Here is a 19,575-nt window from a genome sequence, read left to right as displayed (position 1 = left end):
TCCCCTCGTCTTAGACGAAGGGACTTTTTTTGTTGTCTCCTACCCGAACTTACTATTTTGTAAGATGAATGAAAGTCTGACCGATTCTTTGAAAGACGGATTGCCCGGTATACTGACAGCAAGATCAAGAATACGGGAGGAAACACATCATGAAATCCATCTTACATGCAGAACAGATCACGAAAGTCTATCATACGAAAATTGCACGGCACGAGGCACTCCGACCGACGACACTGACGATTCACGACGCAGAGTTCGTCAGCATCATGGGACCGTCAGGCGCAGGGAAGTCGACCTTATTAAATCTGTTGTCGACCATTGACCAACCGACGGACGGGACAATTCATATCAATGGAGAAGACGTGACGGGGATGAAAGAAAAACAGTTGGCCCGGTTTCGGCGAGAACAGCTCGGATTTATTTTTCAGGACTTTAACCTGCTCGACACGATGACGGTCGAAGAAAACATTGCCTTACCGCTGGCGTTACAACAAATGCCGAAAGCCGATATTCTCGTCCGAGTCACATCCGTCGCCCGGGAGCTTGGAATTGAGGATCTGCTCGCAAAACGGCCGTCTGAACTGTCGGGAGGTCAAAAGCAACGGACAGCTGCTGCACGCGCCATCGTTCATCAGCCGTCATTAATTTTGGCGGATGAGCCGACCGGAGCACTCGACTCGAAATCAGCGACCGGTCTGCTTGAAGCCATGGTCGGCTTGAATGAACAGGGTGCAACGATTTTAATGGTAACCCACGATCCGGTGACCGCATCGTACGCGGAACGGGTGCTGTTCGTCAAAGACGGAGAATTGTTCCGGGAAATTCACCAGTTCGGGACACGCAAGGAGTTTTTCGAACAGATCATGGAAGTCCAACGTGAACTCGGAGGTGCGGTCCGTGAACTTGTTTAAGTTAGCTTTCCGGAATTTAAAAAACATCCGGCAGAACATGATGTATCTCGGCGCAGTTACGTTCGCGATTTTGATTTATTACACGTTTTTAGCCATCCGTTCCAATGAGGCGATGTTACAAGCCAATGAACTATACGGGAAACTCGGGACGGTCTTTACCGGTTCAAGCGTCATCCTGGCTCTTTTTTCCGCTGTCTTCATCTGGTATTCGAGTGATTTTTTCCTGCGGCGCCGAAAACAGGAAATCGGGCTGTATGCACTGCTCGGTCTCGAACGCCGGCAAATTGCCAAGTTGCTGTTTCTTGAGACGATGGGGTACGGACTGATCGGTCTATTGATCGGTGTTTCACTCGGAACGATTGCCTCAAAATACTTTGTCCAACTGTTGGCCTACGTCATGGGAATGACGATTGAATCCGATTTCTCCATCAATGCCGGAGCAATCGGTCAGACGGTTGTCGTCTTTTTGACGATTTTCCTTGTGATTGCGCTCCGGTCAGCCCGGACGATTTATCGATTTACCCTGATCGAGTTGTTTAAGGCGAAACAGCAGGTCGAAACCATTCCGAAAGTCCATCCGGTCCTGGCTCTTGTTTCCGTCCTGTTGATTGGTGTCGGGTATTATTTGACCGGGGAACCGTTGCTCGCACACTTTACGATTGTTGCGCCGGTCTTGATGCTCTGCATCATCGTCGGAACGTTCGGTACGATGAGCTATTTCACGATTTTTTTACTCCGTCTCCTCAGCAACCGTGGTCGCCATTATCGCGGTACGAACCTGATCTTACACGGACAGTTGCTATCGCGGATTAAATCGAATGCCGTCATGTTGTCGACGATTACCGTCATCACGGCCGTCACCTTGACGACGGTCGGAACCGCGACGTCAATCTATTATTATATTGACCGGACAGTCGAGGAACAGATGCCGTACAGTTTATCGATTGCAAGCCAGCAACAGGCAGCCGAAAAATTAATTCGGTCATCCGACCAAACGATTGAATCGCGGACGATGGTCAACGTCAAAACGGTGAATCATCCATTGAAGGAGTTACCAAATCCGTTGTCGTTTACGATGTCCTATCAGACATTCGGATTTGACGGCGAGCCGGGACAGTTCAGCTACATCAGTTATTCCGACTATCAGAAGTTGGCCAAAAGCAACGGGAAGAAGCAGTTGCCGGAACCGGGAGCCGGTGAAGCAATCGTGCTTGAGACGTTCAAAGGGAACGATTTGCTGAAGGAATCGGTCAAGTCACCGGTGGGCGTGACGTTTAAAGACGATCACTCGTCCTTTCGGATTACCGGTGCGACGAATTTACCAATCACTCAACTCTATGCGAAAAAACGGCTGGCCTTTGCCGTTTCGGATGATGTCTTTACCATGATGCCGGAAAAAGCAGCGATGTTGACAAACTATCAGTTCTCGGACGAACGTTCAGATGACGGACTGATCGACCGACTGGAGCAATTGTACGGCAAAAAAGCGAAGACGGAGATGGCCGCTTATTATCCGGTCTATGCCATGACGACAGCGACGACAGGTCTGCTTGCCTTTGCCGCCGGATTCCTCGGACTCGTCTTTTTACTGGCGACGGGATCCATCATCTACTTTAAGATGCTCGCAGAGGCGGAAGAATCGAAACAACGGTTTACGATCATCCAAAAAATCGGCGTCGATCAGCAAGAACAGACCGGTATCATCCGGCAATCAGTCGGATTCATGTTCGTCCTGCCGTATCTGCTCGGTCTTGTCCACAGCCTGTTTGCGATGCAGGTCCTGGAAAAGTTATTAAATTATGATTTGCGGTTACCGATGTCGCTTGCAATCGGTTGTTATACCGTCGTTTATCTCGTGTACTATTTCGTCACGGTACGCGCATATCGACGGATTGTCATCTAATGTAAATGGACAGGAGACGATTAATCGTTTCCAGTCCATTTTTTGTTCGGTATCATGGAAGAAGAAGGAGTTGAATCTGCAGATGGAAACGATTTTATTGGTAGAAGACGATCAACAAATTGCACTGTTATTAAAAGAATTGTTGGAACGGTATGATTTTAACGTCATTCATGAAGATGGATTAGGAGACGTCGTTGCTCGATTCGAAGAAACGCAACCGGACGTCATCCTGCTTGATGTCAATTTACCGAAGTTTGACGGATTTTACTGGTGCCGCCAGCTCCGAATGAAGACGCGGGCACCGATTCTGTTCATCTCGGCCCGGGTCGGGGAGATGGATCAAGTCATGGCACTCGAATACGGCGCGGATGATTACATCGTCAAGCCGTTCCAGGGAGCCGTCGTCATCGCGAAAATCAAAAGTCAGATTCGACGCGCTTACGGGACATTGTCGCAGGAAAGTGACGAGCGGACGGTCAGTCGTGACGGACTGACGTTATATTTGGACCGGTATATCGTCGAGCACGAGGACCGATCGATCGAGCTGTCGAAAAAAGAAGGACTGATTTTAGAGATGTTGTTGACGGTGAGTCCGCGGATCGTCAGTCGGGGTGACTTGCTGGAACGGATTTGGGATGATGAAGCGTTCGTCGATGAAAATACCCTGAACGTCAACATCACCCGTGTCCGGAAACGGTTGGCGGAAATCGGCATCGGGGGTCTTGAGACGGTTCGGGGAGTCGGCTACAAATTGGTCCTCGACAAATGAGACTTTTCTTCAAACATGCGATTCCGGGGGTTCTGTTCTTCAGTGGGCAGATGGTAGCCTTGTTTCTTATCCTGTGGTTATACGATCTGTATCGTCCGGCGGCTTTTTTTTACATCGCGCTCTTAAATGCAATCGCCTTGCTGATTTATTTAAGTTACCGTTTCTTCAGTATGTTACCGTTGCTCAAACGATTGCAGACACCGATTGAGTCGGTTGCGGAACCGATCCGGGCCGACAGTGACGAACCGCTGGCAGCAGCCGTCGAGCACTTCTTGGAACGCCAACAGACTGTCTTTCGGAACAGTTTGTTTGCTGAACGACGGAAGGAAAAGGAACGGCACCGGTATGTCGACCAATGGATTCATCAAATGAAGACGCCGCTGTCGGTCATCGAGTTGATTCTGGAACATCCGGGCGAACAGTTTCAGGCGGACTTACGTCATGAAGTCGACCGGCTGCGGATCGGACTGGATCAGATGTTGTATTCGTCGCGTCTCGAAGCAATCGAGACGGACTTAAAGGCGGAACGTTTGAATCTGCGGACATTAGTGACGAGCATCATCAACCAGGAAAAACGGCTGTTCGTCAAAAATAAAGTGTATCCGAAGCTTGAGCTTGCGCCGGAACTGTACATCTATACCGATTCCAAGTGGTTCCGTTTCGTGGTCCTGCAATTGCTGACGAATGCCGTCAAATACACGGCCGGTCACGGACATGAAGTCTATATCCGTGCCGTCGAACAAGCGGGGAAAATCGTGCTGACGATTGAAGATGACGGCGTCGGCATACCGAAACGCGATCTGCCGCGTGTCTTCAACGCCTTCTTCACCGGGGAAAACGGCCGGCGTTACGGCGAATCAACCGGAATGGGATTGTACTTCGTCAGTCAGATTTGCCTGAAGCTTGGTCATACCATTGAACTCGACAGCACGGAAGGGGTCGGGACGACCTGTCGTCTGACGCTCGTAGGAGGGAAACAAGATGATTGAAGTCAAACAGTTAGGAAAAGTCTATCCCGGAAAAGTGACGGAACAGCCGTTGACCGACATCAATTTTCGTGTGGAAGAAGGGGAGATGGTCGCCGTCATGGGACCGTCCGGCAGCGGCAAGTCGACCTTGATCAATCTGCTTGCGACACTGGATCAGCCGAGTTGGGGCTCGATTTTGATTCAAGGCATCGATACGGCGACGTTCAAACGGAAAGAAACAACCCGCTTCCGGCGCGAGACGCTCGGAATCATCTTTCAGGAATTCAACCTGCTTGATTCGTTGACGGTGGCTGAGAATATGCTTGTTCCTTTGATGCTCAGCGGTAAAAAAACGAAGGAAGCCCGGGAAGAGATGCAGCATCTCGCAAAACGGTTACAGATTGATGAGTTGCTTGATAAACAGGTCGACGAGGTCTCGGGCGGGCAACGGCAACGGACGGCCATCGGACGGGCTTTAATTCACGCACCGCGTCTGATGCTCGCCGACGAACCGACGGGGGCACTTGATTTTCAGGCGACGAAACACGTCATGGAGTTGCTGGCAGAACTGAATGCAGCCGGTATGACGATGGTCATCGTCACCCATGATCCGACGGTCGCCTCGTATTGCAATCATGTCCTGTTTCTGAAGGACGGCAGCATTCAGACGGAACTTTTCCGCGATGAACCGCGCCGGGTCTTTTTCCAGCGTGTCATCGAATCGCTCTCGTTATTAGGAGGGGATGAACATCACTTATCTGCAATACGCCCTACGTAACATCAGACGTTATCAACGTCTTTATTATGGCTATGCGTTAACGATCATCGTCGCGATGACGATTGCGACCAGTTACTGGAATCTCGTCGTCAGTGAATCGTTTCAGAACATCGCCAAAGTCCTGAGCCAATTGAATCAGGTCATCGAACTGACGATGATCTTTGTGTTCATTGCCGAAGTCATCATTCTGTTTTTCAGTATTTTATTCATCTATTCGACGACCTATACGATGCTCGAGCATCGGAAAAACGACTTATGGATCATGCGGACGCTTGGAAGCGGATTTTCACATTTTCTGAAATATTTTATGATTGAAATCCTGATTGTCGGCGGGCTCGCGATTATGGGCGGCATCACGCTCGGCGTTGTCTTGACGAAGCTGATGTTACTTTCGATTGAAAAAGTCATGTTCTTACCGCGCCTGACGATTGAGCTTTCCGTTCTTTCTTTTTTAGTATTGATTGCAGGAGCGATGTTGACGCTGTTGATTGCGACGGTCCTCGCGATTTATAGATTCCGTCCGGACCGGCCTGTCCGGTCCCGTTCGCGCTTTCGGATCCGCTTTGGTCTTACGATGCAGGGTATGGCCGTACTGATTCTGTTTTACGGCTATTTCATGGCATTGACGCGGCAGGATAACTTTCTATTTGTCTTTCCCTTCATCATCTTCGTCGGTTCGTTCTTTTTCTGCCGCCACGTCATTCCGGTCGCGCTCAAACTCTACCGGCCTCGCCGGTTGTCGTTACGCAAGTTAATCGTCTCGGAAATCGCGGTTCAATTACGGACGAACAGTACACTGGTTGCCTTGGGGACGATTTTGACCTCCTGTGCGTTGACGGCCGTCGGTCTCGTCTTTATTTTTCAGCTGATCGGATTTGATCTCTCATCGAAAAATCAGTTCGGACTGGTCTATTACGAAGAAGCCGCCGTCCCGTCCGAGCGTCTGGAAAAACTGGAACGGACGATGATAAAAACGTTTCCGGATAAATACCGGCAGGATGTCCGGCTCAAAGGCGGGAAGAGCCGGTACGTGATTCCGTTATCGGACTACAATCAGCTGATGAAGCATTTGGGTTACGAGCAACGGACATTGTTGACGGACAAACAGACCTTTATGATTCCGGCCCGTCCGGTTCAAGTCGAAGAAGTGACACCGACGATGAAAAAAGCAAAAACGGAAATGAAGCAAGCCGGCTATCAGCTGGAACCAATGGCGGAGCACGGCCTGTTATTCGGATACAACGACCGGATTAAAACATTGTTCGTCGTCAGTGACCGGGCGTTTGCGACGATGAATCGTCCGGTCGCCCGGATCCGTGTCTTTGATACACCCTCGTACGCCGATTACGGGACAGAGCGTTGGACAAGTTGGATGTCGATTGTCCGGGACATCCAATCGAAAACGGAGCTCGGTAAAAAAGCATCGGTTCCTTATCAATTGATCAATGAGACGGAAGATAAACTGGACGGGATCCGGATCATTCGTCTTGTCTCGTTTGTCGCCATCCTGTTGACGATCTGGCTGTTTGTCATCAATGCAAGCTTCCTGCACGTCTGGATGCAAATGACGGCGGAGCGTGAACAAAAACGGCTGAAGACCCTGTTTGCGCTTGGTTTCAGTAAAGAGAGCATTCGCCGTTTCCTGTTCATCAAATACGGTACGGTGTTGATGGTTCCGTACTTTATTTCGATTTTTCATGCCTGGTTACTCTTTCAAGTCATCATATCGGAAGGGGGACTCGAGATCGGTCCGTTTCTTCCGTTGTCCTTCACCTGGATCGGAATCGTCACCGGCTGTTATTTCATCAGTATCCTGCCGTTATGGGTCCGCTATCCGCGTTATTTATTAAAAAAATCGTGCGAAAGTTCGATGTATCCGATACCGGATTCGAGGGTATGATAATAGCATAGCGAGGAGGGGTAATATGCTGGACCATTCACCTTACCGGGGATACGGTGACCGCATCCGAATCTTACGGGAACGCGCCGGAATCTCAATCGATCAGTTAGCGGACAATCTCGGGGTCGCTCCCTATTTCATCCGCCGGACGGAACTCAGCGAAGTGTATCCGACAAAAGCTTATATCGAATCCTTGGCGGAAGCCCTGCATATCGATTCCAGTTATCTGGCACGGCATATCTGGACCGGGGAGTCCTTAAAATTCGTCATGCAGGAAAAAACGCCGCTTGAAGAAATGCGATTGGCGTATGAACAGACAATGGGACAAGACGAAACGATGATTGAACAGCAGCTGGAAGAACGGATGCGCCTGTTTGATTTGATGTATGACGAGGACGTCAAACGGATTGAACAGACGATGAGTGCAACGGAACAACGGATTTTTCATGAGCTGGTGGAGGCGGTCATGGAGGCGGGGGAATTGCAACGGGAAGACGCGGCAGAGACGTTTGAACTGTTTGCCGACAAACTCCCGACGATGCTTCAACTCGATGAATACCTCAACCGTCTGACGGAAGACACCGAGACGACGACAACCGATTGTTATACGGAGTTCAGCCGAAAGATTGACCGAACACGTTATCACCGCAAATGAACGACCGGAATTGATGTTCAACCAAACAAAAAGAGGAAGACGGATCAAATGTCCGTTTTCCTCTTTTGTGTACACCGACGCTAAAGCCGGTGATGTTTTTTTAACGATTAACGCTGTGGCGCAGGACGTGGAGCCCGGCGTCCCTTTTGTCGTGTCCGTCCAATCAAGAAACCGATGATGGCATTTGCGATGACAAGCACCCAGCCGACATAGCCGAAGTTTAAAGTCAGACTGCCGAGCATGGCCTGCCATTTTAAAATCATCATGAAGTCTCCCCGAATCAGGAAACGAGCGACACAAACGAGTAAAACCGTCGTTACGCCGATAAAGACGCCGATCCAGCTTCCGAATAATCGCGAGGACTGGACCCGTACAGCGAGGAAAGACCAATAAAATAAACTGACGATGAATGTCACTCCGCCGTAAGCGAGGACCAGCTTCCATGTCTCACTTGCTTGTGGAAATTTCGTGAACATGACAAGGGACGAGACGATGGCGGCAGCTGTGAATAAAATCGCTGCCCAAAAACGAGACCGCATAACGTAATTCCTCCTCAAGGCTTTTTCTCACCTAACGATAGCGGAAACGGTTCGTCTTGTAAACTACTACTGGCGACCGCCTAAAATACGGCGCAATTGCTTCAACGGATTTGATCCGTAAAAGAGGACCCCCCCGCGGTAGAACCGTGTTCCGACGAACAGGGCGAGTGCGATGCTGATCACCATCAGGATGAGTGATAACGCGACTTGCCAGACCGGGACTTCCGTCAGCATGACGCGTAGGAACATCAGCATCGGGGTAAAGAACGGCACGAATGACAGAATGACGACGGCCTGGTTCGTCGGAGCGTTCAGGCTGAAAATCGACACCGTGAAAGCAGCGACGATCAACATGATGACCGGTAGGGTGACCTGTTGGGCATCTTCGACCCGGCTGACGAGCGAACCGAGTGCGGCGAGGAGCGTCGCATACAGCAGATAACCGAGCAGGAAAAAGACGAACAGGTAAACAATCGTCTTGACGCTCAGGGAATCAAGCGACAGCTGATCAAACAGGCTGCTGCTTTGGGCACTGTAATAACCGACTCCGACGAGTAACGATAATTGAATCAGACTGACGGTGGCTATCGATGTGATCTTGGCCAGCATATGTTGAATCGGACTGGCGGCGGAAATCAACAACTCCATGACACGTGATGATTTCTCATTGGCGATTTCCGTCACGATCATGCCGCCGTAGATGGCAATCGTAAAGTACATCAGGAACAGCAACACATAGACGAGAGCCGACGCGGCGAACAATTCGTCCTCGCTCTTACCGCCGGTTGAGGTCAATTCCTGTTTCACGTCGATGGGAGCAGCAAGCGAAGCAAGCAATGCCGGATCGACGTCGGCGTCCGTAATGATCGTCTGGTCACGGACTTGTTTTAAAGCAGTCGACAGTTGTGTCTGCAACTCCTGTTCCGGACTGGCACTGATTAACGTCACCCGGTACGGATCGTCGGACAACAAAGCGACTGCGTCATACGTCCCTTTGTCGACGACTTGTCGTGCCTGCTTCAGGGAATAATCTTTTTCGGTGATCTTTGTTTTGATGCCGACTTCTTTTAGAACCGGAACGATCGGAGCTTCAAGCGAGCTGACGACCGCGATTTTAGGATCGTCTCCCGAGAACCAGTCGATGATCCGCTCGATGTTGCTGAATCCGACAAGGAACACGACCATCAGGACGGTCGAAATCAGAAAACTTTTCGCCCGTAATTTTTGAAACAGACTGAAACGATACAATGTCAGGAATTTACGGTTCATAACGTTTTCCAACCTCCTCGATGAAGATGTCTTGCAGGGATAATTGATCCCATACGAATCGATCGACATGGAATCCTTCTGTAATCAAATGACGGAGCAGCAAGTCGGCCGCCTCTTTTGACTCGACTTGTAAGCTGTGGCCGGTTCCGTCCGATTCGACTTGAAGAATGCCCGGCAGTGCATCCCAAAGCAGGGCAGGCGCATCGGTCGTCAATAAGACACGTGTCTTGCCGTATCCTGCCTTGATCTCCGGAAGATACCCGGCGACAACCGGTTTCCCGTGATCGAGAATGGCGACATGTTCACACAGTTCCTCGACATGATCCATCCGGTGGCTTGAGAAGACGATTGTCGTGCCTTCTGCCGTCAGTTTCCGGACCGCTTTTTTCAACTGTTCGACGTTGACGGGATCAAGTCCGCTGAACGGTTCGTCGAGGATCAATAAGTCGGGTTTATGTAGGACGGCAGAAATCAGCTGGATTTTTTGCTGATTTCCTTTTGATAATTGTTCGACCCGCATCTTTTCGTACTGCGGAATCTGGAAGTAGTTGAGCCATTCGAGTAAAGAGGCTTTGGCATCTTTTCGTTTCATGTCGCGGAGTTCAGCTAAAAAAATCAATTGTTCATCGACCCGGATTTTCGGATACAAGCCACGTTCCTCAGGAAGGTAACCGATTTTTGATAAAGGAATCGGTTGTCCTTTCCACGTGATCGACCCTTCTGTCGGTTGCAATAAACCGAGCAACATCCGGAACGTCGTTGTTTTTCCGGCTCCGTTCGCTCCAAGTAATCCGAAAATCTGTCCTTCCGGCACTTCGAATGATAAATCGTCGACCGCTGTGAACGACCCGAATCGTTTCGTGATGGCTTTAATTTCAAGCATGGAATCAGTCCTCCTTCATTCAGATAAAGTGCATGGTCCAGTTGAAGTATCTCTTATTCTTACGGGTAAATGGAAGAAAGGTTCCAAAAAAGAGATGTTTAAGCATAATGGTTTACTTTTAGTAAATAAGTTACTATTATTGTGTTAAAGGAAATGAAAGAAGGGAGTGCGAACGAATATGAAAACGAAAGGCATTCATCACATTTCAGCAATGGTCGGTAATCCACAGGAAAATCTTGATTTTTACGGTACGACGCTTGGTCTGCGTTTCGTCAAGAAAACGGTCAACTTTGACGATCCGGGAACCTATCACTTTTATTTCGGCAATGAATCGGGTAAACCTGGAACAATCATCACTTTTTTCCCGTTTGAAGGCATGCAGCAGGGGAAAGTCGGAGCGGGTCAAGTCGGAACGACGGCATATGCGATTCCGACAGGCAGCTATGACTTTTGGAAAAACCGTTTAACGGAAAAGTTAGTGACGTTCGAAGAAGCAGAACGATTCGGAGAAAATCAGCTTGTTTTCCAAGATCCGCACGGATTACAGATTGAGTTGGTTGAACGAAGCAAAGGTCCGAACAGCCGCTTTGAAATCGACGGGATCTCGACGGATGTCGCGATCAAAGGATTTGCCGGTGCGACGCTGTTGTCACATGATCCGGCCGATACGGCACGTCTTTTGACGGAAGCATTCGGATTAACGATTGCGAAACGCTCCGAGACGATGGACCGCTATACAGCGGAAGGCGAGTTCGGCAATACCATCGATATTTTGCATACGAACGTACCGGTCGGCCGTCCGGGTGCCGGCACAGTCCACCATATTGCGTGGCGGGCCGACGACCAGACCCAACAACTGGACTGGATGAAACAAATCAATGCATTCGGATTGATGACGACGGAAGTGAAGGACCGTAATTACTTTACATCGATCTACTTCCACGACCGGGGGCGGATTCTGCATGAAATCGCAACGGACAATCCGGGATTTACGGTCGACGAAGCGTTTGAGCTGCTTGGAGAAGATTTGAAATTACCGGAACAGTTTGAAGCACACCGGGCGACGATCGAAGGACATGTCGCACCAATTACACTACCAAAGGGGAGACTTGTATGATTCATTTATTTGAACCGGCGAAACGACCGGGCGCACCGATTTTTCTTTTATTACACGGAACAGGCGGAACTGAACAGGATTTAGTCGGGCTCGTCCGACTCCTCGATCCGGAGGCCGGTTATCTGTCGGTCCGGGGCGAAGTGACAGAAAACGGGATGCCGCGGTTCTTTAAACGATTGGCGGAAGGTGTCTTTGATGAGGCAGACCTCGCTTTGCGGACAGCCCGTCTGATGGACTTCGTAAAAGAGACAAGCCATACGTCCGGCTTTTCCCTTCAAGACGTCATTCCGGTCGGTTATTCGAACGGTGCGAACATCGCGGCGAATATGATGTTCGAAGAACGGTTGTTTGAACAGGCGATCTTGTTGCATCCGATGGTACCGCGTCGCGGCGTGACGTTACCGGATTTGTCACAAGTTCGCGTCTTTATCGGAGCCGGAACCAATGATCCGATTTGCCCGGCTTCCGAGACAGAAGACTTAAAAGAGATTTTCGAACAGGCGGGAGCTACGGTCGATGTGACCTGGTCGAACCATGGTCATCAGCTCGTCATGCCGACGATTGAAGCAGCAGCCGCCTGGCTGACTCAAAAATAACGGCACGCAAAAAAGCATGGGATGCAGGGAGCAGATGTCCTGACATTCCATGCTCTTTATGTTTAAGCAGGATGGTCACTCTTAGGACGGGAATAGACGATGAGGATACCACGTTCGACCAGTTCGTTCGCAAGCGTCTCGATGGCTTCTGGTGAAGCTTTCGTTCGGGTGATGTGTCGGTAGAGGTGACGGAGTTCACGGCGCATCGGTTTACGGATCAACCACATGCTGTCGATGATGAGGCACCAAGTCACGACGGTTTCATGACCGATGTAAAACTGGGTTTGACGATTGAGGTACCGGATCCACCATTCATCCCGGGCCATTTTTAACAGGACACCGGTAGTCAAGAGGACAGCCAACACAAGCGGAATGCTTTCGTAGATGGGGAGGCTCGCCAGTCGATCGCGAAGTCCGGTTACGAAACTGAGCATCGTCCATCCAATGAGACCGATGACGAACCAATAACTAAAGTTGACTATACTTCGTTGCTTCATCTGGAGTCGGGGTTTTAGGATTGGGGTTGACATCAGAATCACCTCCTCGTTAAAATATCGAATTTTCTGACAATTTATAGTTGTCCTTCTACTATAGTTACTTTTTCCCGAAACGTCCAGTCGTTAGACATAGAAAATGTGTTTCTTTCTTGACGAATTTCGTGTACGCTAAAAAAAGAAAGTGAACGGTTACATACAAGGGGGAGAAATGATGGATCAAGTCGTATGGATTGCAGTCGGCATCGTCGCAATCGCTGTATTTTCAGCATCGAGCGTCGCCGCGTACATGGGTGTCAAAAACCAGGAAGACTGATGACACGGTGCCTGTCACCGTGTAGATGAACGTCGAAAAAGGAGATTCCGTAAACATCGGAATCTCCTTTTTTCGACTGTCGTTCATTTGTTTTCCGTAATCTGAATCCGTTCCGCAAACGGTTTTAAGGCATCACTCCATCGCAAGTAACCGCCGCCGACCAAATGAAGTCCATCGTACGTCATCCGGTTTTGAAGGTAACCCTGCTGATTGGTCAACTCCGGTCGTAAATCGACAAACGGAATACCGGCTGATTTGGCAAGCTGTTCGAGATTCCGGTTCAGGGCTTCGACGTCACGATTGACGCGGACTGAATCGGAGTACTTAGGTGCTACGGGTAACGTGGACTGAATGACGACGTCAATGTTATTTTTTCGCAGTGTCGTCACGATTGTCGTCATGTTTTCCGTAATCGTCGGAATCGGGGTGAAGTGCCGGATATCGTTGATGCCGCCCATCAAGAAAACACGTTTCGGTTTCATCTCGACAATCAGGTCAAGACGGGTCAGAAAACCTTCCGTCGTATCACCAGGAATTCCGAAATTGACTATCGTCGGATCATTGAGCAGTATCCGCCAATCACCAAAATTCGTCATTGAGTCACCGAGCATGACAGAATTCGGTGATTTTGGGTATTGATAAGTATGGAAAAGACTATTCAAGCGGACGTAGTTCGGATTTTTCGTATATTGGAATGTCGAAATAGGCTGTGTGTTCGTCGCAGGAAAGGCCTGCTCGAATAACTCGATCGGTTTACGTCCGAGCAATAACGCGAGGAGGACGACGTTGGCGACGATCGAGAGAATGACTAGTGCTTTTTTCATGAAACAATCGTTCCTTTCGAGGGAGTATAAGGGGTAGTGTAACATGAATCGAAATCCGTGGTTTGATAATATCAAAGGATTCCTTGTCATTTTCGTAGTAATTGGTCACATGCTGACGGATTTACGGTTTGATTACGATGGAAAGTTACTCGAAACAGTGTACCTGGTCATTTATTCGTTTCACATGCCATTATTCATTATTTTAAGCGGCTACTTCTTCCGGGAAAATAAATACTTGCGTGTCATTCAACTGTTTGCCGTCTATTGTGTCTGGCAGATTTTGATTGGCTCATGGGCAACGTTTGGAGAAGGACTGCCGTTGTTATCCGGACAAAATCTCGGAACGCATCTGCTCCGGCCGTACTGGGCACTCTGGTATTTATTCGTCATGGTTGTCTGGTATATCGTCACGCCGTATGTCGTCCATCTGCGCGGCTATGTCTGGTTCGGACTCGCTTTTGCCTTATTATACGGTTTTGAATTAGAAAACACCGGATTTCTGGCTTTACGAAAATTGATCATGTTCTATCCGTACTTCCTGCTCGGGAACTACTTGTCGGAACACGAATTCATCCGGATTTTCGAAATGCCGAAAAGCTTTAAACGGCGGATGAACGTCCGATTGATCGGCGGGCTGGCTTTCGCAAGCGTCGTCGGTTTCCTTCTCTATGAAGCATGGCGCGATACACCACAGGAAATCGTCGCCTTGGCAAATGCATTCAAGCATCGTTTCCCGTATGTCGAACAGTATGACAGTGATGCCTGGGTCGGTGTGTTGAAGCACAGTGTCATCTATTTCCTGTCGATTACGGCGTCTCTAGGCTTTATGATGCTCGTCCCGATGCGTCGTCTGCCGCTCGTGACACGGGCCGGAGAGCTCAGTTTATATGTCTATCTGTTGCACGTTTTCTTCGTCATGGCATGGCGGCAGTACGTAACGACAGCTTTCGTGCCGCAAACCTGGCTCGCCTTACTGATTGTCATCGGTGTCGCCTTGTTGATTGTCAGCGTCATCATTCATCCGCTGATTGTTCGTCTGATGCGTCCGTTGATCGAAATCGATATTCGCCCGATCGTCGAAGAACGACAAGACCTTTCAAAAAAAGGCTAAATGCTATACACTTTAAAGTAGAGCGATTAATAGATGAAGGGCGTGGAAAGTATGTCGTATAACTTAAACAATGCGGATGGTGTCGTCAACGTTTCTCAACAAGTTATTGAAGTGATTGCCGGGGTAGCAGTTCAGGAAACGGAAGGAATTGCCTTTACACAGGACGATTCGAAGTTACAGGAAAAACAGATGGTCAAGCTCGTGAAGGTCGAAGACGTGGACGGTGCCATTACAGTCAGTCTTTCGGTTCATATCAAATACGGGATGTCGATCATCAAAACAGCAGGAAAAGTACAGGAACGGATTGCCCAAGACATGGAAAACATGTTGGCATTCCAACCGAAAGCGGTCAACGTTCGCGTCATCGGTTTATTAAAAGGATAATCCAAAAGGGGCTTTTCGTCATTGACGAGAAGCCCCTTTTTTTGAAGGGATTATTCCGGCAGGTACCGTAAAGCCAATGCATCACTCGGATGCGCCGTGTAGTCAAACTGCAGGCGGATCGCTTGTTCACTTTGCGGAGACACGGTCACAGAGGCATGCCGGGTTGCGGCGACCGCCTGATCACCAAGCAACAACTCAAACGCGAGCGGGTCGAGTTCAAGCGTTTGTCCACTCGGATTGCGGACCAGTAAAATCGACTCGACGATCTGTTCCTGTTTGAAAATCGAGACCGGCAACAAGGACCAGCCGTCTGTCGGTGGAGTAGGATGAGAGAAAGCAATTTGACGAATCAGGCGTTGCTCCGAAGCAGTAAAGGAATCATCGATGACGAGATCCGTTAACTGTTCATTGGAGAAAACCAGTTCGAGCGGAGCATCAAGCGTCGACAACTCGACGAACTGCTCTTCCTCCGAAAAGTCGAGCCAAAGCGGTAAGGTCGCTTTCGGAAGCAACACCGGTACCTCTTCAATCGTAAATGTCTTCCTTGCGACGAGCTGATCGCCTGACAGGACGAGGACAACCAGATCATTGAGCTGGAAAGAACGTTCAAGTGTATTTTGGAACAACGCAATCAGCTGCAACGGTTCCGTCTGCAATACTTGAAAGAGGTGGATAGCCAACTGATTCGGTCCGAGTTTCGGTAACTGATTGAGTGCGTACCGAAAAACATACTCGTCTTCTTTGACGATCGGCATATCTTCGGTAAAGTAAAGCGCAGGTTGAATTTCATCTTCAATCGACGGTTGCATGAAGCAGTCCTCCTTGCAGAGTGGTTTCTTCCAGACGGCATAGTCCGGAAACGACTTGTTTTTCAAAACTGAAGATCGCATAACGGAAATAATCCATACCTTCCCGTTCGAAAATCCGGACCGGCTGTTCTTGACCGTAGCTACGTAAATGAATCCCTTCCTTGAGGGAATTCATCGCTGTCAAATGACTCGTCCACTGCTCATCGAGTGCCAGTAACATGAACCGTCGCGCCGTTTCTTCATCTTCGGTGATCTGTAAGGCCATTTGCTGGTCGACCGCAGCAATGAGCGGTTCCAGTTGCTGTTTGATTGTTTCAATCGAGTCAGCCAGAGGCAGTTCGACCGGCTGATGCAACAATTGTTCCAGTTCCGTCGTCAATAATTCAATCGGCCATTCTTCCGGAACGAGGTCGTCCGTCAAATACTGATCGAGATAGGCGTGGACGGTCCGGGCGGCAAACGGCTGGACGAATTGGTCCAGTGTCGCCGAATCAACGATTTGATTGCGGAGACGATAGATGGCAAGACGTTGTTCACTGATGACTTCCTCGAGTTGGACGAGATCGTCACGGACACTGCGGTTGACCGATTCGCAGGTTTCCTGCGCATAAGCCATCAGTTGCTGAGCTTCTTTTGCACTGATCGGACCGGTGACGGAACCGAGCTTCTTTTTGACGCGCTCTAACCGTTCACGGGCAAACCGTCGAGGCAGTTCATCTTCGAGCGACAGGTAGAACCGTGTCAGACCGGGATCTCCTTGACGTCCCGCCCGGCCACGCAACTGGTTATCGATCCGGACTGATTCGTGACGTTCCGTGCCGATGACGAACAGACCGCCTTGCGCTTTCGCCGCATCATCGAGCAGGATATCCGTTCCGCGTCCTGCCATGTTCGTCGCAATCGTCACCCGGCCGTGGCGGCCGGCGGACTCGATGATCCGGATTTCCTGGTCAACCGTTTTGGCGTTCAGAATCTCGTAAGGAATGTGCCGCTGATCGAGAACGTCTGCCACCTTTAAGGATTGTTCGATCGAAGTCGTTCCGATCAAGACCGGTTGCCCCGTCGAATGAGCTGTTTCGGTCGCTGTCGCAATCGCGCTGTATTTCTCAGGACTCGTCAAGAACAGGACATCCGCTTCATCGATTCGGATTTTCGGACGGTTCGGTGGAATCGATACAACATCCATCCGGTACGTCTTCAAAAATTCATCACGGGAAGTGGCAGCGGTCCCGGTCATCCCGCACACGTGTTGATAGAGACGGAAGTAATGCTGGATCGTGATTTGCGCTGTCGTCCGATTTTCTTCGGTCACGCTGACGTATTCCTTCGCTTCAAGCGCTTGGTGGAGACCGTCCGATAAACTGCGTCCTTCCATCAAACGACCGGTGAACAGGTCGACGAGTGCAATCTTATCGTCCTTGACGATGTAATCGACGTCTCTTTGGAGAACGACATGAGCCCGCAGTGCCTGGATGACATAGTGGAACAAGACGGCATGTTCCGCTGCAAACAGCTGATCGATGCCGAAAGTCCGCTCAATCGTCTCGATGCCTTGATCCGTCAAGGCGACCGCCTTGATTTCTTCATCGAACGTATAATCGGCGTCTTCTTTAAAGTCTTTGACAACATGACGGACCAACTGTTGTAAACCTTCGTGAACGGTGTCCCGTTCCGCCATGATGAGAGGGGTTTTGGCTTCGTCGATCAAGACACTGTCGACTTCATCGATTAACGCGAAGCGGAGGGGACGTTGCAGACGATCTTCCTGCCGCATGACCAAATGGTCCCGCAGATAGTCGAAGCCGAATTCCGTTCCGACTCCGTATGTAATATCAGCGGCATAAGCCTGCTGTTTTTCTTCGAATGACAGTTCTGCTGAATTGATGCCGACCGTCAAACCCAGGAAACGGTGAATCTGACCAATCTGTTCCGCATCACGCTGAGCGAGGTATTCGTTGACGGTGATGACATGGACCCCTTGACCGTGCAGGGCCTGGGTGAAACTAGCGAGTGACGCGACGAGTGTTTTTCCCTCACCGGTCGCCATTTCGGCGATATGTCCGGACAGAAGGGCGAGTCCGCCGATCAACTGGACATCGTAATGACGAAGACCGAGTGTCCGCTTGCTGGCTTCCCGGACAAGGGCAAAGGCAGTCACGGTGATTGCCTCGATTTTCTCACCGGCCTGCAGACGATTTTTCAAAGATGTGGTCAAAAGCTGTAGTTCTTCATCCGTTTTTTGTTCCATTTCTGCTTCTAAGCTGTTAATTAATAAAACGGTTTTTTCATAACGACGCATTCTGCGACTCTGTTCATCTATTAATTGTTTAACGCGCTGAAACATGATTGGTCACTCCTTCGGTTCGACTGTCAAACTCGCTTTTATTATAACAGTTAAAAATTGTAAAACGAATAGAAAAGAACGAAATAAGTAAAACATTCCCTTGAAATTGAAAACGGTTTCTTTCTAGAAAGGGAAACGATTTGGATTTGTTTTTTGATAACGCTTGCAAAGGGGAAGGGGAACAGGTAAAATAATTCTTGAGGCAAGTGCAATCGTTTGCGCAAATCATTCGATTTCTTGTCTTTCATGTACGATGGATGAAAGGATGGATGTCGGATGGCACCAACGATTGAAGCGGTCATTTTTGACTTGGACGGCGTAATTACCGATACAGCCGAGTATCATTATCTGGCTTGGAAACAACTGGGTGAGGAGTTGGACATTCCGTTCGACCGGGAGTTCAACGAAACACTGAAAGGCGTCAGTCGGACTGATTCACTGGAGCGGATTTTGATACTTGGCGGGAAGCAGGATGCTTTTACCGCTCAGGAAAAAGAAGCGCTCGCAACGAAAAAGAACGACCATTACGTCACGTTGATCCAACATATTTCAGAACAGGATCTTTTACCGGGAATCATTGTATTCCTGGATGAAATCCGTGCGACTGGGCTGAAAATCGGAATGGCGTCAGCTTCTAAAAATGCGTTGACTGTCGTTGAGGCACTTGGAGTCCGGCACTATTTTGATGACATCGTCGATGCGGCAACCGTCGCCCAGTCAAAACCACACCCTGAAGTGTTTTTACGGGCAGCAGAGGCGCTTGGCGTCGCACCTGAACGTTGCATCGGTGTAGAAGATGCAGCGGCAGGAATCACGGCCATTCACGCAGCGGGTATGTATGCTGTCGGAGTCGGTCCGGAAACGACGTTACATGAGGCAGACTATCGTGTCGATTCGACGGATTTGCTTTCCCTTGAGCAGATTCTAGCTAGTCGCTAATGAACATCCGCCATTCCCTGATGGCAGATGGTTTTATCTGATCAATCTCTTTTCATGTGAGTACAA

Annotated in this window: 19 protein-coding genes; 12 read left to right on the top strand and 7 right to left on the bottom strand. The window is 49.5% G+C overall.

Annotation, left to right across the window (positions count from 1 at the left end; genetic code table 11):
* Positions 1 to 149: 149 nt before the first annotated feature.
* From ABIC15_RS03810 to ABIC15_RS03780, 7 genes are all read left to right on the top strand, one after another.
* Positions 150 to 911, top strand: coding sequence for an ABC transporter ATP-binding protein (locus ABIC15_RS03810; protein ID WP_354019757.1), 762 nt, complete (start codon positions 150 to 152; stop codon positions 909 to 911).
* The gene (locus tag ABIC15_RS03805) at positions 898 to 2,814 is read left to right on the top strand and encodes an ABC transporter permease (RefSeq protein ID WP_354019756.1); all 1,917 of its coding nucleotides are present in this window, start codon (positions 898 to 900) and stop codon (positions 2,812 to 2,814) included. Before ABIC15_RS03810 ends, ABIC15_RS03805 begins: the two co-directional genes overlap by 14 nt.
* An 82-nt stretch (positions 2,815 to 2,896) precedes the next feature.
* Entirely contained in the window at positions 2,897 to 3,583 is a 687-nt protein-coding gene (locus tag ABIC15_RS03800) for a response regulator transcription factor (protein WP_012371360.1), read from the top strand.
* A complete protein-coding gene (locus ABIC15_RS03795) occupies positions 3,580 to 4,572 on the top strand; it encodes a sensor histidine kinase (RefSeq protein ID WP_354019755.1) in 993 nt (330 codons plus the stop codon). The genes ABIC15_RS03800 and ABIC15_RS03795 overlap by 4 nt, the downstream gene beginning before the upstream one ends.
* Positions 4,565 to 5,329, top strand: coding sequence for an ABC transporter ATP-binding protein (locus tag ABIC15_RS03790; protein ID WP_214765902.1), 765 nt, complete (start codon positions 4,565 to 4,567; stop codon positions 5,327 to 5,329). Before ABIC15_RS03795 ends, ABIC15_RS03790 begins: the two co-directional genes overlap by 8 nt.
* The gene (locus tag ABIC15_RS03785; RefSeq protein ID WP_354019754.1) at positions 5,295 to 7,229 is read left to right on the top strand and encodes an ABC transporter permease; all 1,935 of its coding nucleotides are present in this window, start codon (positions 5,295 to 5,297) and stop codon (positions 7,227 to 7,229) included. Before ABIC15_RS03790 ends, ABIC15_RS03785 begins: the two co-directional genes overlap by 35 nt.
* A 25-nt stretch (positions 7,230 to 7,254) precedes the next feature.
* A complete protein-coding gene (locus tag ABIC15_RS03780; RefSeq protein ID WP_012371356.1) occupies positions 7,255 to 7,884 on the top strand; it encodes a helix-turn-helix domain-containing protein in 630 nt (209 codons plus the stop codon).
* 107 nt (positions 7,885 to 7,991) lie between these two features.
* On the opposite strand, the gene ABIC15_RS03775 is transcribed toward ABIC15_RS03780, so the two are convergent.
* The 3 genes from ABIC15_RS03775 to ABIC15_RS03765 all read right to left on the bottom strand — a co-directional run bounded on the left by ABIC15_RS03775 (position 7,992) and on the right by ABIC15_RS03765 (position 10,575).
* Entirely contained in the window at positions 7,992 to 8,423 is a 432-nt protein-coding gene (locus ABIC15_RS03775) for a hypothetical protein (protein ID WP_354019753.1), read from the bottom strand.
* Between the two features lie 66 nt (positions 8,424 to 8,489).
* Positions 8,490 to 9,692, bottom strand: coding sequence for an ABC transporter permease (locus ABIC15_RS03770; RefSeq protein WP_214849610.1), 1,203 nt, complete (start codon positions 9,690 to 9,692; stop codon positions 8,490 to 8,492).
* The gene (locus tag ABIC15_RS03765) at positions 9,682 to 10,575 is read right to left on the bottom strand and encodes an ABC transporter ATP-binding protein (protein ID WP_354019752.1); all 894 of its coding nucleotides are present in this window, start codon (positions 10,573 to 10,575) and stop codon (positions 9,682 to 9,684) included. The genes ABIC15_RS03770 and ABIC15_RS03765 overlap by 11 nt, the downstream gene beginning before the upstream one ends.
* 178 nt (positions 10,576 to 10,753) lie before the next feature.
* Between ABIC15_RS03765 and ABIC15_RS03760 the strand changes: the two genes are divergently transcribed.
* Both ABIC15_RS03760 and ABIC15_RS03755 read left to right on the top strand, forming a co-directional pair.
* Positions 10,754 to 11,692, top strand: a complete 939-nt coding sequence (locus ABIC15_RS03760; protein ID WP_354019751.1) for a VOC family protein — start codon at positions 10,754 to 10,756, stop codon at positions 11,690 to 11,692.
* A complete protein-coding gene (locus ABIC15_RS03755; RefSeq protein WP_354019750.1) occupies positions 11,689 to 12,288 on the top strand; it encodes an alpha/beta hydrolase in 600 nt (199 codons plus the stop codon). Before ABIC15_RS03760 ends, ABIC15_RS03755 begins: the two co-directional genes overlap by 4 nt.
* A 62-nt stretch (positions 12,289 to 12,350) precedes the next feature.
* Here the strand turns inward: ABIC15_RS03755 and ABIC15_RS03750 are convergent, their stop codons facing one another.
* Entirely contained in the window at positions 12,351 to 12,818 is a 468-nt protein-coding gene (locus ABIC15_RS03750) for a hypothetical protein (protein ID WP_354019749.1), read from the bottom strand.
* 363 nt (positions 12,819 to 13,181) lie between these two features.
* Positions 13,182 to 13,922: an SGNH/GDSL hydrolase family protein gene (locus ABIC15_RS03745; RefSeq protein WP_290827703.1), complete on the bottom strand. Its 741-nt coding sequence runs from the start codon at positions 13,920 to 13,922 to the stop codon at positions 13,182 to 13,184.
* 43 nt (positions 13,923 to 13,965) lie between these two features.
* Between ABIC15_RS03745 and ABIC15_RS03740 the strand changes: the two genes are divergently transcribed.
* Positions 13,966 to 15,033 carry an acyltransferase family protein gene (locus ABIC15_RS03740; RefSeq protein WP_354019748.1) on the top strand — a complete coding sequence of 356 codons (1,068 nt, stop codon included), beginning with the start codon at positions 13,966 to 13,968 and terminating at the stop codon, positions 15,031 to 15,033.
* Positions 15,034 to 15,084: 51 nt separating this feature from the next.
* Complete coding sequence (locus ABIC15_RS03735; protein ID WP_236624326.1) at positions 15,085 to 15,417, top strand: Asp23/Gls24 family envelope stress response protein; 333 nt, start codon at positions 15,085 to 15,087, stop codon at positions 15,415 to 15,417.
* A 50-nt stretch (positions 15,418 to 15,467) separates the two neighbouring features.
* Here ABIC15_RS03735 and ABIC15_RS03730 read toward each other — a convergent pair whose 3' ends face one another.
* Together ABIC15_RS03730 and secA2 are read right to left on the bottom strand one after the other, a co-directional pair.
* Positions 15,468 to 16,226 (bottom strand): SLAP domain-containing protein, encoded by a 759-nt coding sequence (locus ABIC15_RS03730; RefSeq protein ID WP_354019747.1) that lies wholly within the window; start codon positions 16,224 to 16,226, stop codon positions 15,468 to 15,470.
* Positions 16,210 to 18,570: an accessory Sec system translocase SecA2 gene (gene secA2, locus ABIC15_RS03725; RefSeq protein WP_354019746.1), complete on the bottom strand. Its 2,361-nt coding sequence runs from the start codon at positions 18,568 to 18,570 to the stop codon at positions 16,210 to 16,212. Before secA2 ends, ABIC15_RS03730 begins: the two co-directional genes overlap by 17 nt.
* 276 nt (positions 18,571 to 18,846) lie before the next feature.
* On the opposite strand from secA2, the gene pgmB reads away from it, so the two are divergent.
* A complete protein-coding gene (gene pgmB, locus ABIC15_RS03720) occupies positions 18,847 to 19,509 on the top strand; it encodes a beta-phosphoglucomutase (RefSeq protein ID WP_354019745.1) in 663 nt (220 codons plus the stop codon).
* Positions 19,510 to 19,575 lie beyond the last annotated feature (66 nt).

This window comes from Exiguobacterium sp. PvP048 (assembly GCF_040549175.1).
GTDB lineage: Bacteria > Bacillota > Bacilli > Exiguobacteriales > Exiguobacteriaceae > Exiguobacterium_A > Exiguobacterium_A artemiae.
This window is presented reverse-complemented; position numbering and strand designations above follow the sequence as displayed.

Bases quoted from the DNA above. Each gene is read 5' to 3' on its own strand.
- ABIC15_RS03810 (WP_354019757.1), top strand. From the start codon at position 150: ATGAAATCCATCTTACATGCAGAACAGATCACGAAAGTCTATCATACG.
- ABIC15_RS03800 (WP_012371360.1), top strand. From the start codon at position 2,897: ATGGAAACGATTTTATTGGTAGAAGACGATCAACAAATTGCACTGTTA.
- ABIC15_RS03795 (WP_354019755.1), top strand. From the start codon at position 3,580: ATGAGACTTTTCTTCAAACATGCGATTCCGGGGGTTCTGTTCTTCAGT.
- ABIC15_RS03790 (WP_214765902.1), top strand. From the start codon at position 4,565: ATGATTGAAGTCAAACAGTTAGGAAAAGTCTATCCCGGAAAAGTGACG.
- ABIC15_RS03785 (WP_354019754.1), top strand. From the start codon at position 5,295: ATGAACATCACTTATCTGCAATACGCCCTACGTAACATCAGACGTTAT.
- ABIC15_RS03780 (WP_012371356.1), top strand. From the start codon at position 7,255: ATGCTGGACCATTCACCTTACCGGGGATACGGTGACCGCATCCGAATC.
- ABIC15_RS03775 (WP_354019753.1), bottom strand. From the start codon at position 8,423: ATGCGGTCTCGTTTTTGGGCAGCGATTTTATTCACAGCTGCCGCCATC.
- ABIC15_RS03770 (WP_214849610.1), bottom strand. From the start codon at position 9,692: ATGAACCGTAAATTCCTGACATTGTATCGTTTCAGTCTGTTTCAAAAA.
- ABIC15_RS03765 (WP_354019752.1), bottom strand. From the start codon at position 10,575: ATGCTTGAAATTAAAGCCATCACGAAACGATTCGGGTCGTTCACAGCG.
- ABIC15_RS03760 (WP_354019751.1), top strand. From the start codon at position 10,754: ATGAAAACGAAAGGCATTCATCACATTTCAGCAATGGTCGGTAATCCA.
- ABIC15_RS03755 (WP_354019750.1), top strand. From the start codon at position 11,689: ATGATTCATTTATTTGAACCGGCGAAACGACCGGGCGCACCGATTTTT.
- ABIC15_RS03750 (WP_354019749.1), bottom strand. From the start codon at position 12,818: ATGTCAACCCCAATCCTAAAACCCCGACTCCAGATGAAGCAACGAAGT.
- ABIC15_RS03745 (WP_290827703.1), bottom strand. From the start codon at position 13,922: ATGAAAAAAGCACTAGTCATTCTCTCGATCGTCGCCAACGTCGTCCTC.
- ABIC15_RS03740 (WP_354019748.1), top strand. From the start codon at position 13,966: ATGAATCGAAATCCGTGGTTTGATAATATCAAAGGATTCCTTGTCATT.
- ABIC15_RS03735 (WP_236624326.1), top strand. From the start codon at position 15,085: ATGTCGTATAACTTAAACAATGCGGATGGTGTCGTCAACGTTTCTCAA.
- ABIC15_RS03730 (WP_354019747.1), bottom strand. From the start codon at position 16,226: ATGCAACCGTCGATTGAAGATGAAATTCAACCTGCGCTTTACTTTACC.
- secA2 (WP_354019746.1), bottom strand. From the start codon at position 18,570: ATGTTTCAGCGCGTTAAACAATTAATAGATGAACAGAGTCGCAGAATG.
- pgmB (WP_354019745.1), top strand. From the start codon at position 18,847: ATGGCACCAACGATTGAAGCGGTCATTTTTGACTTGGACGGCGTAATT.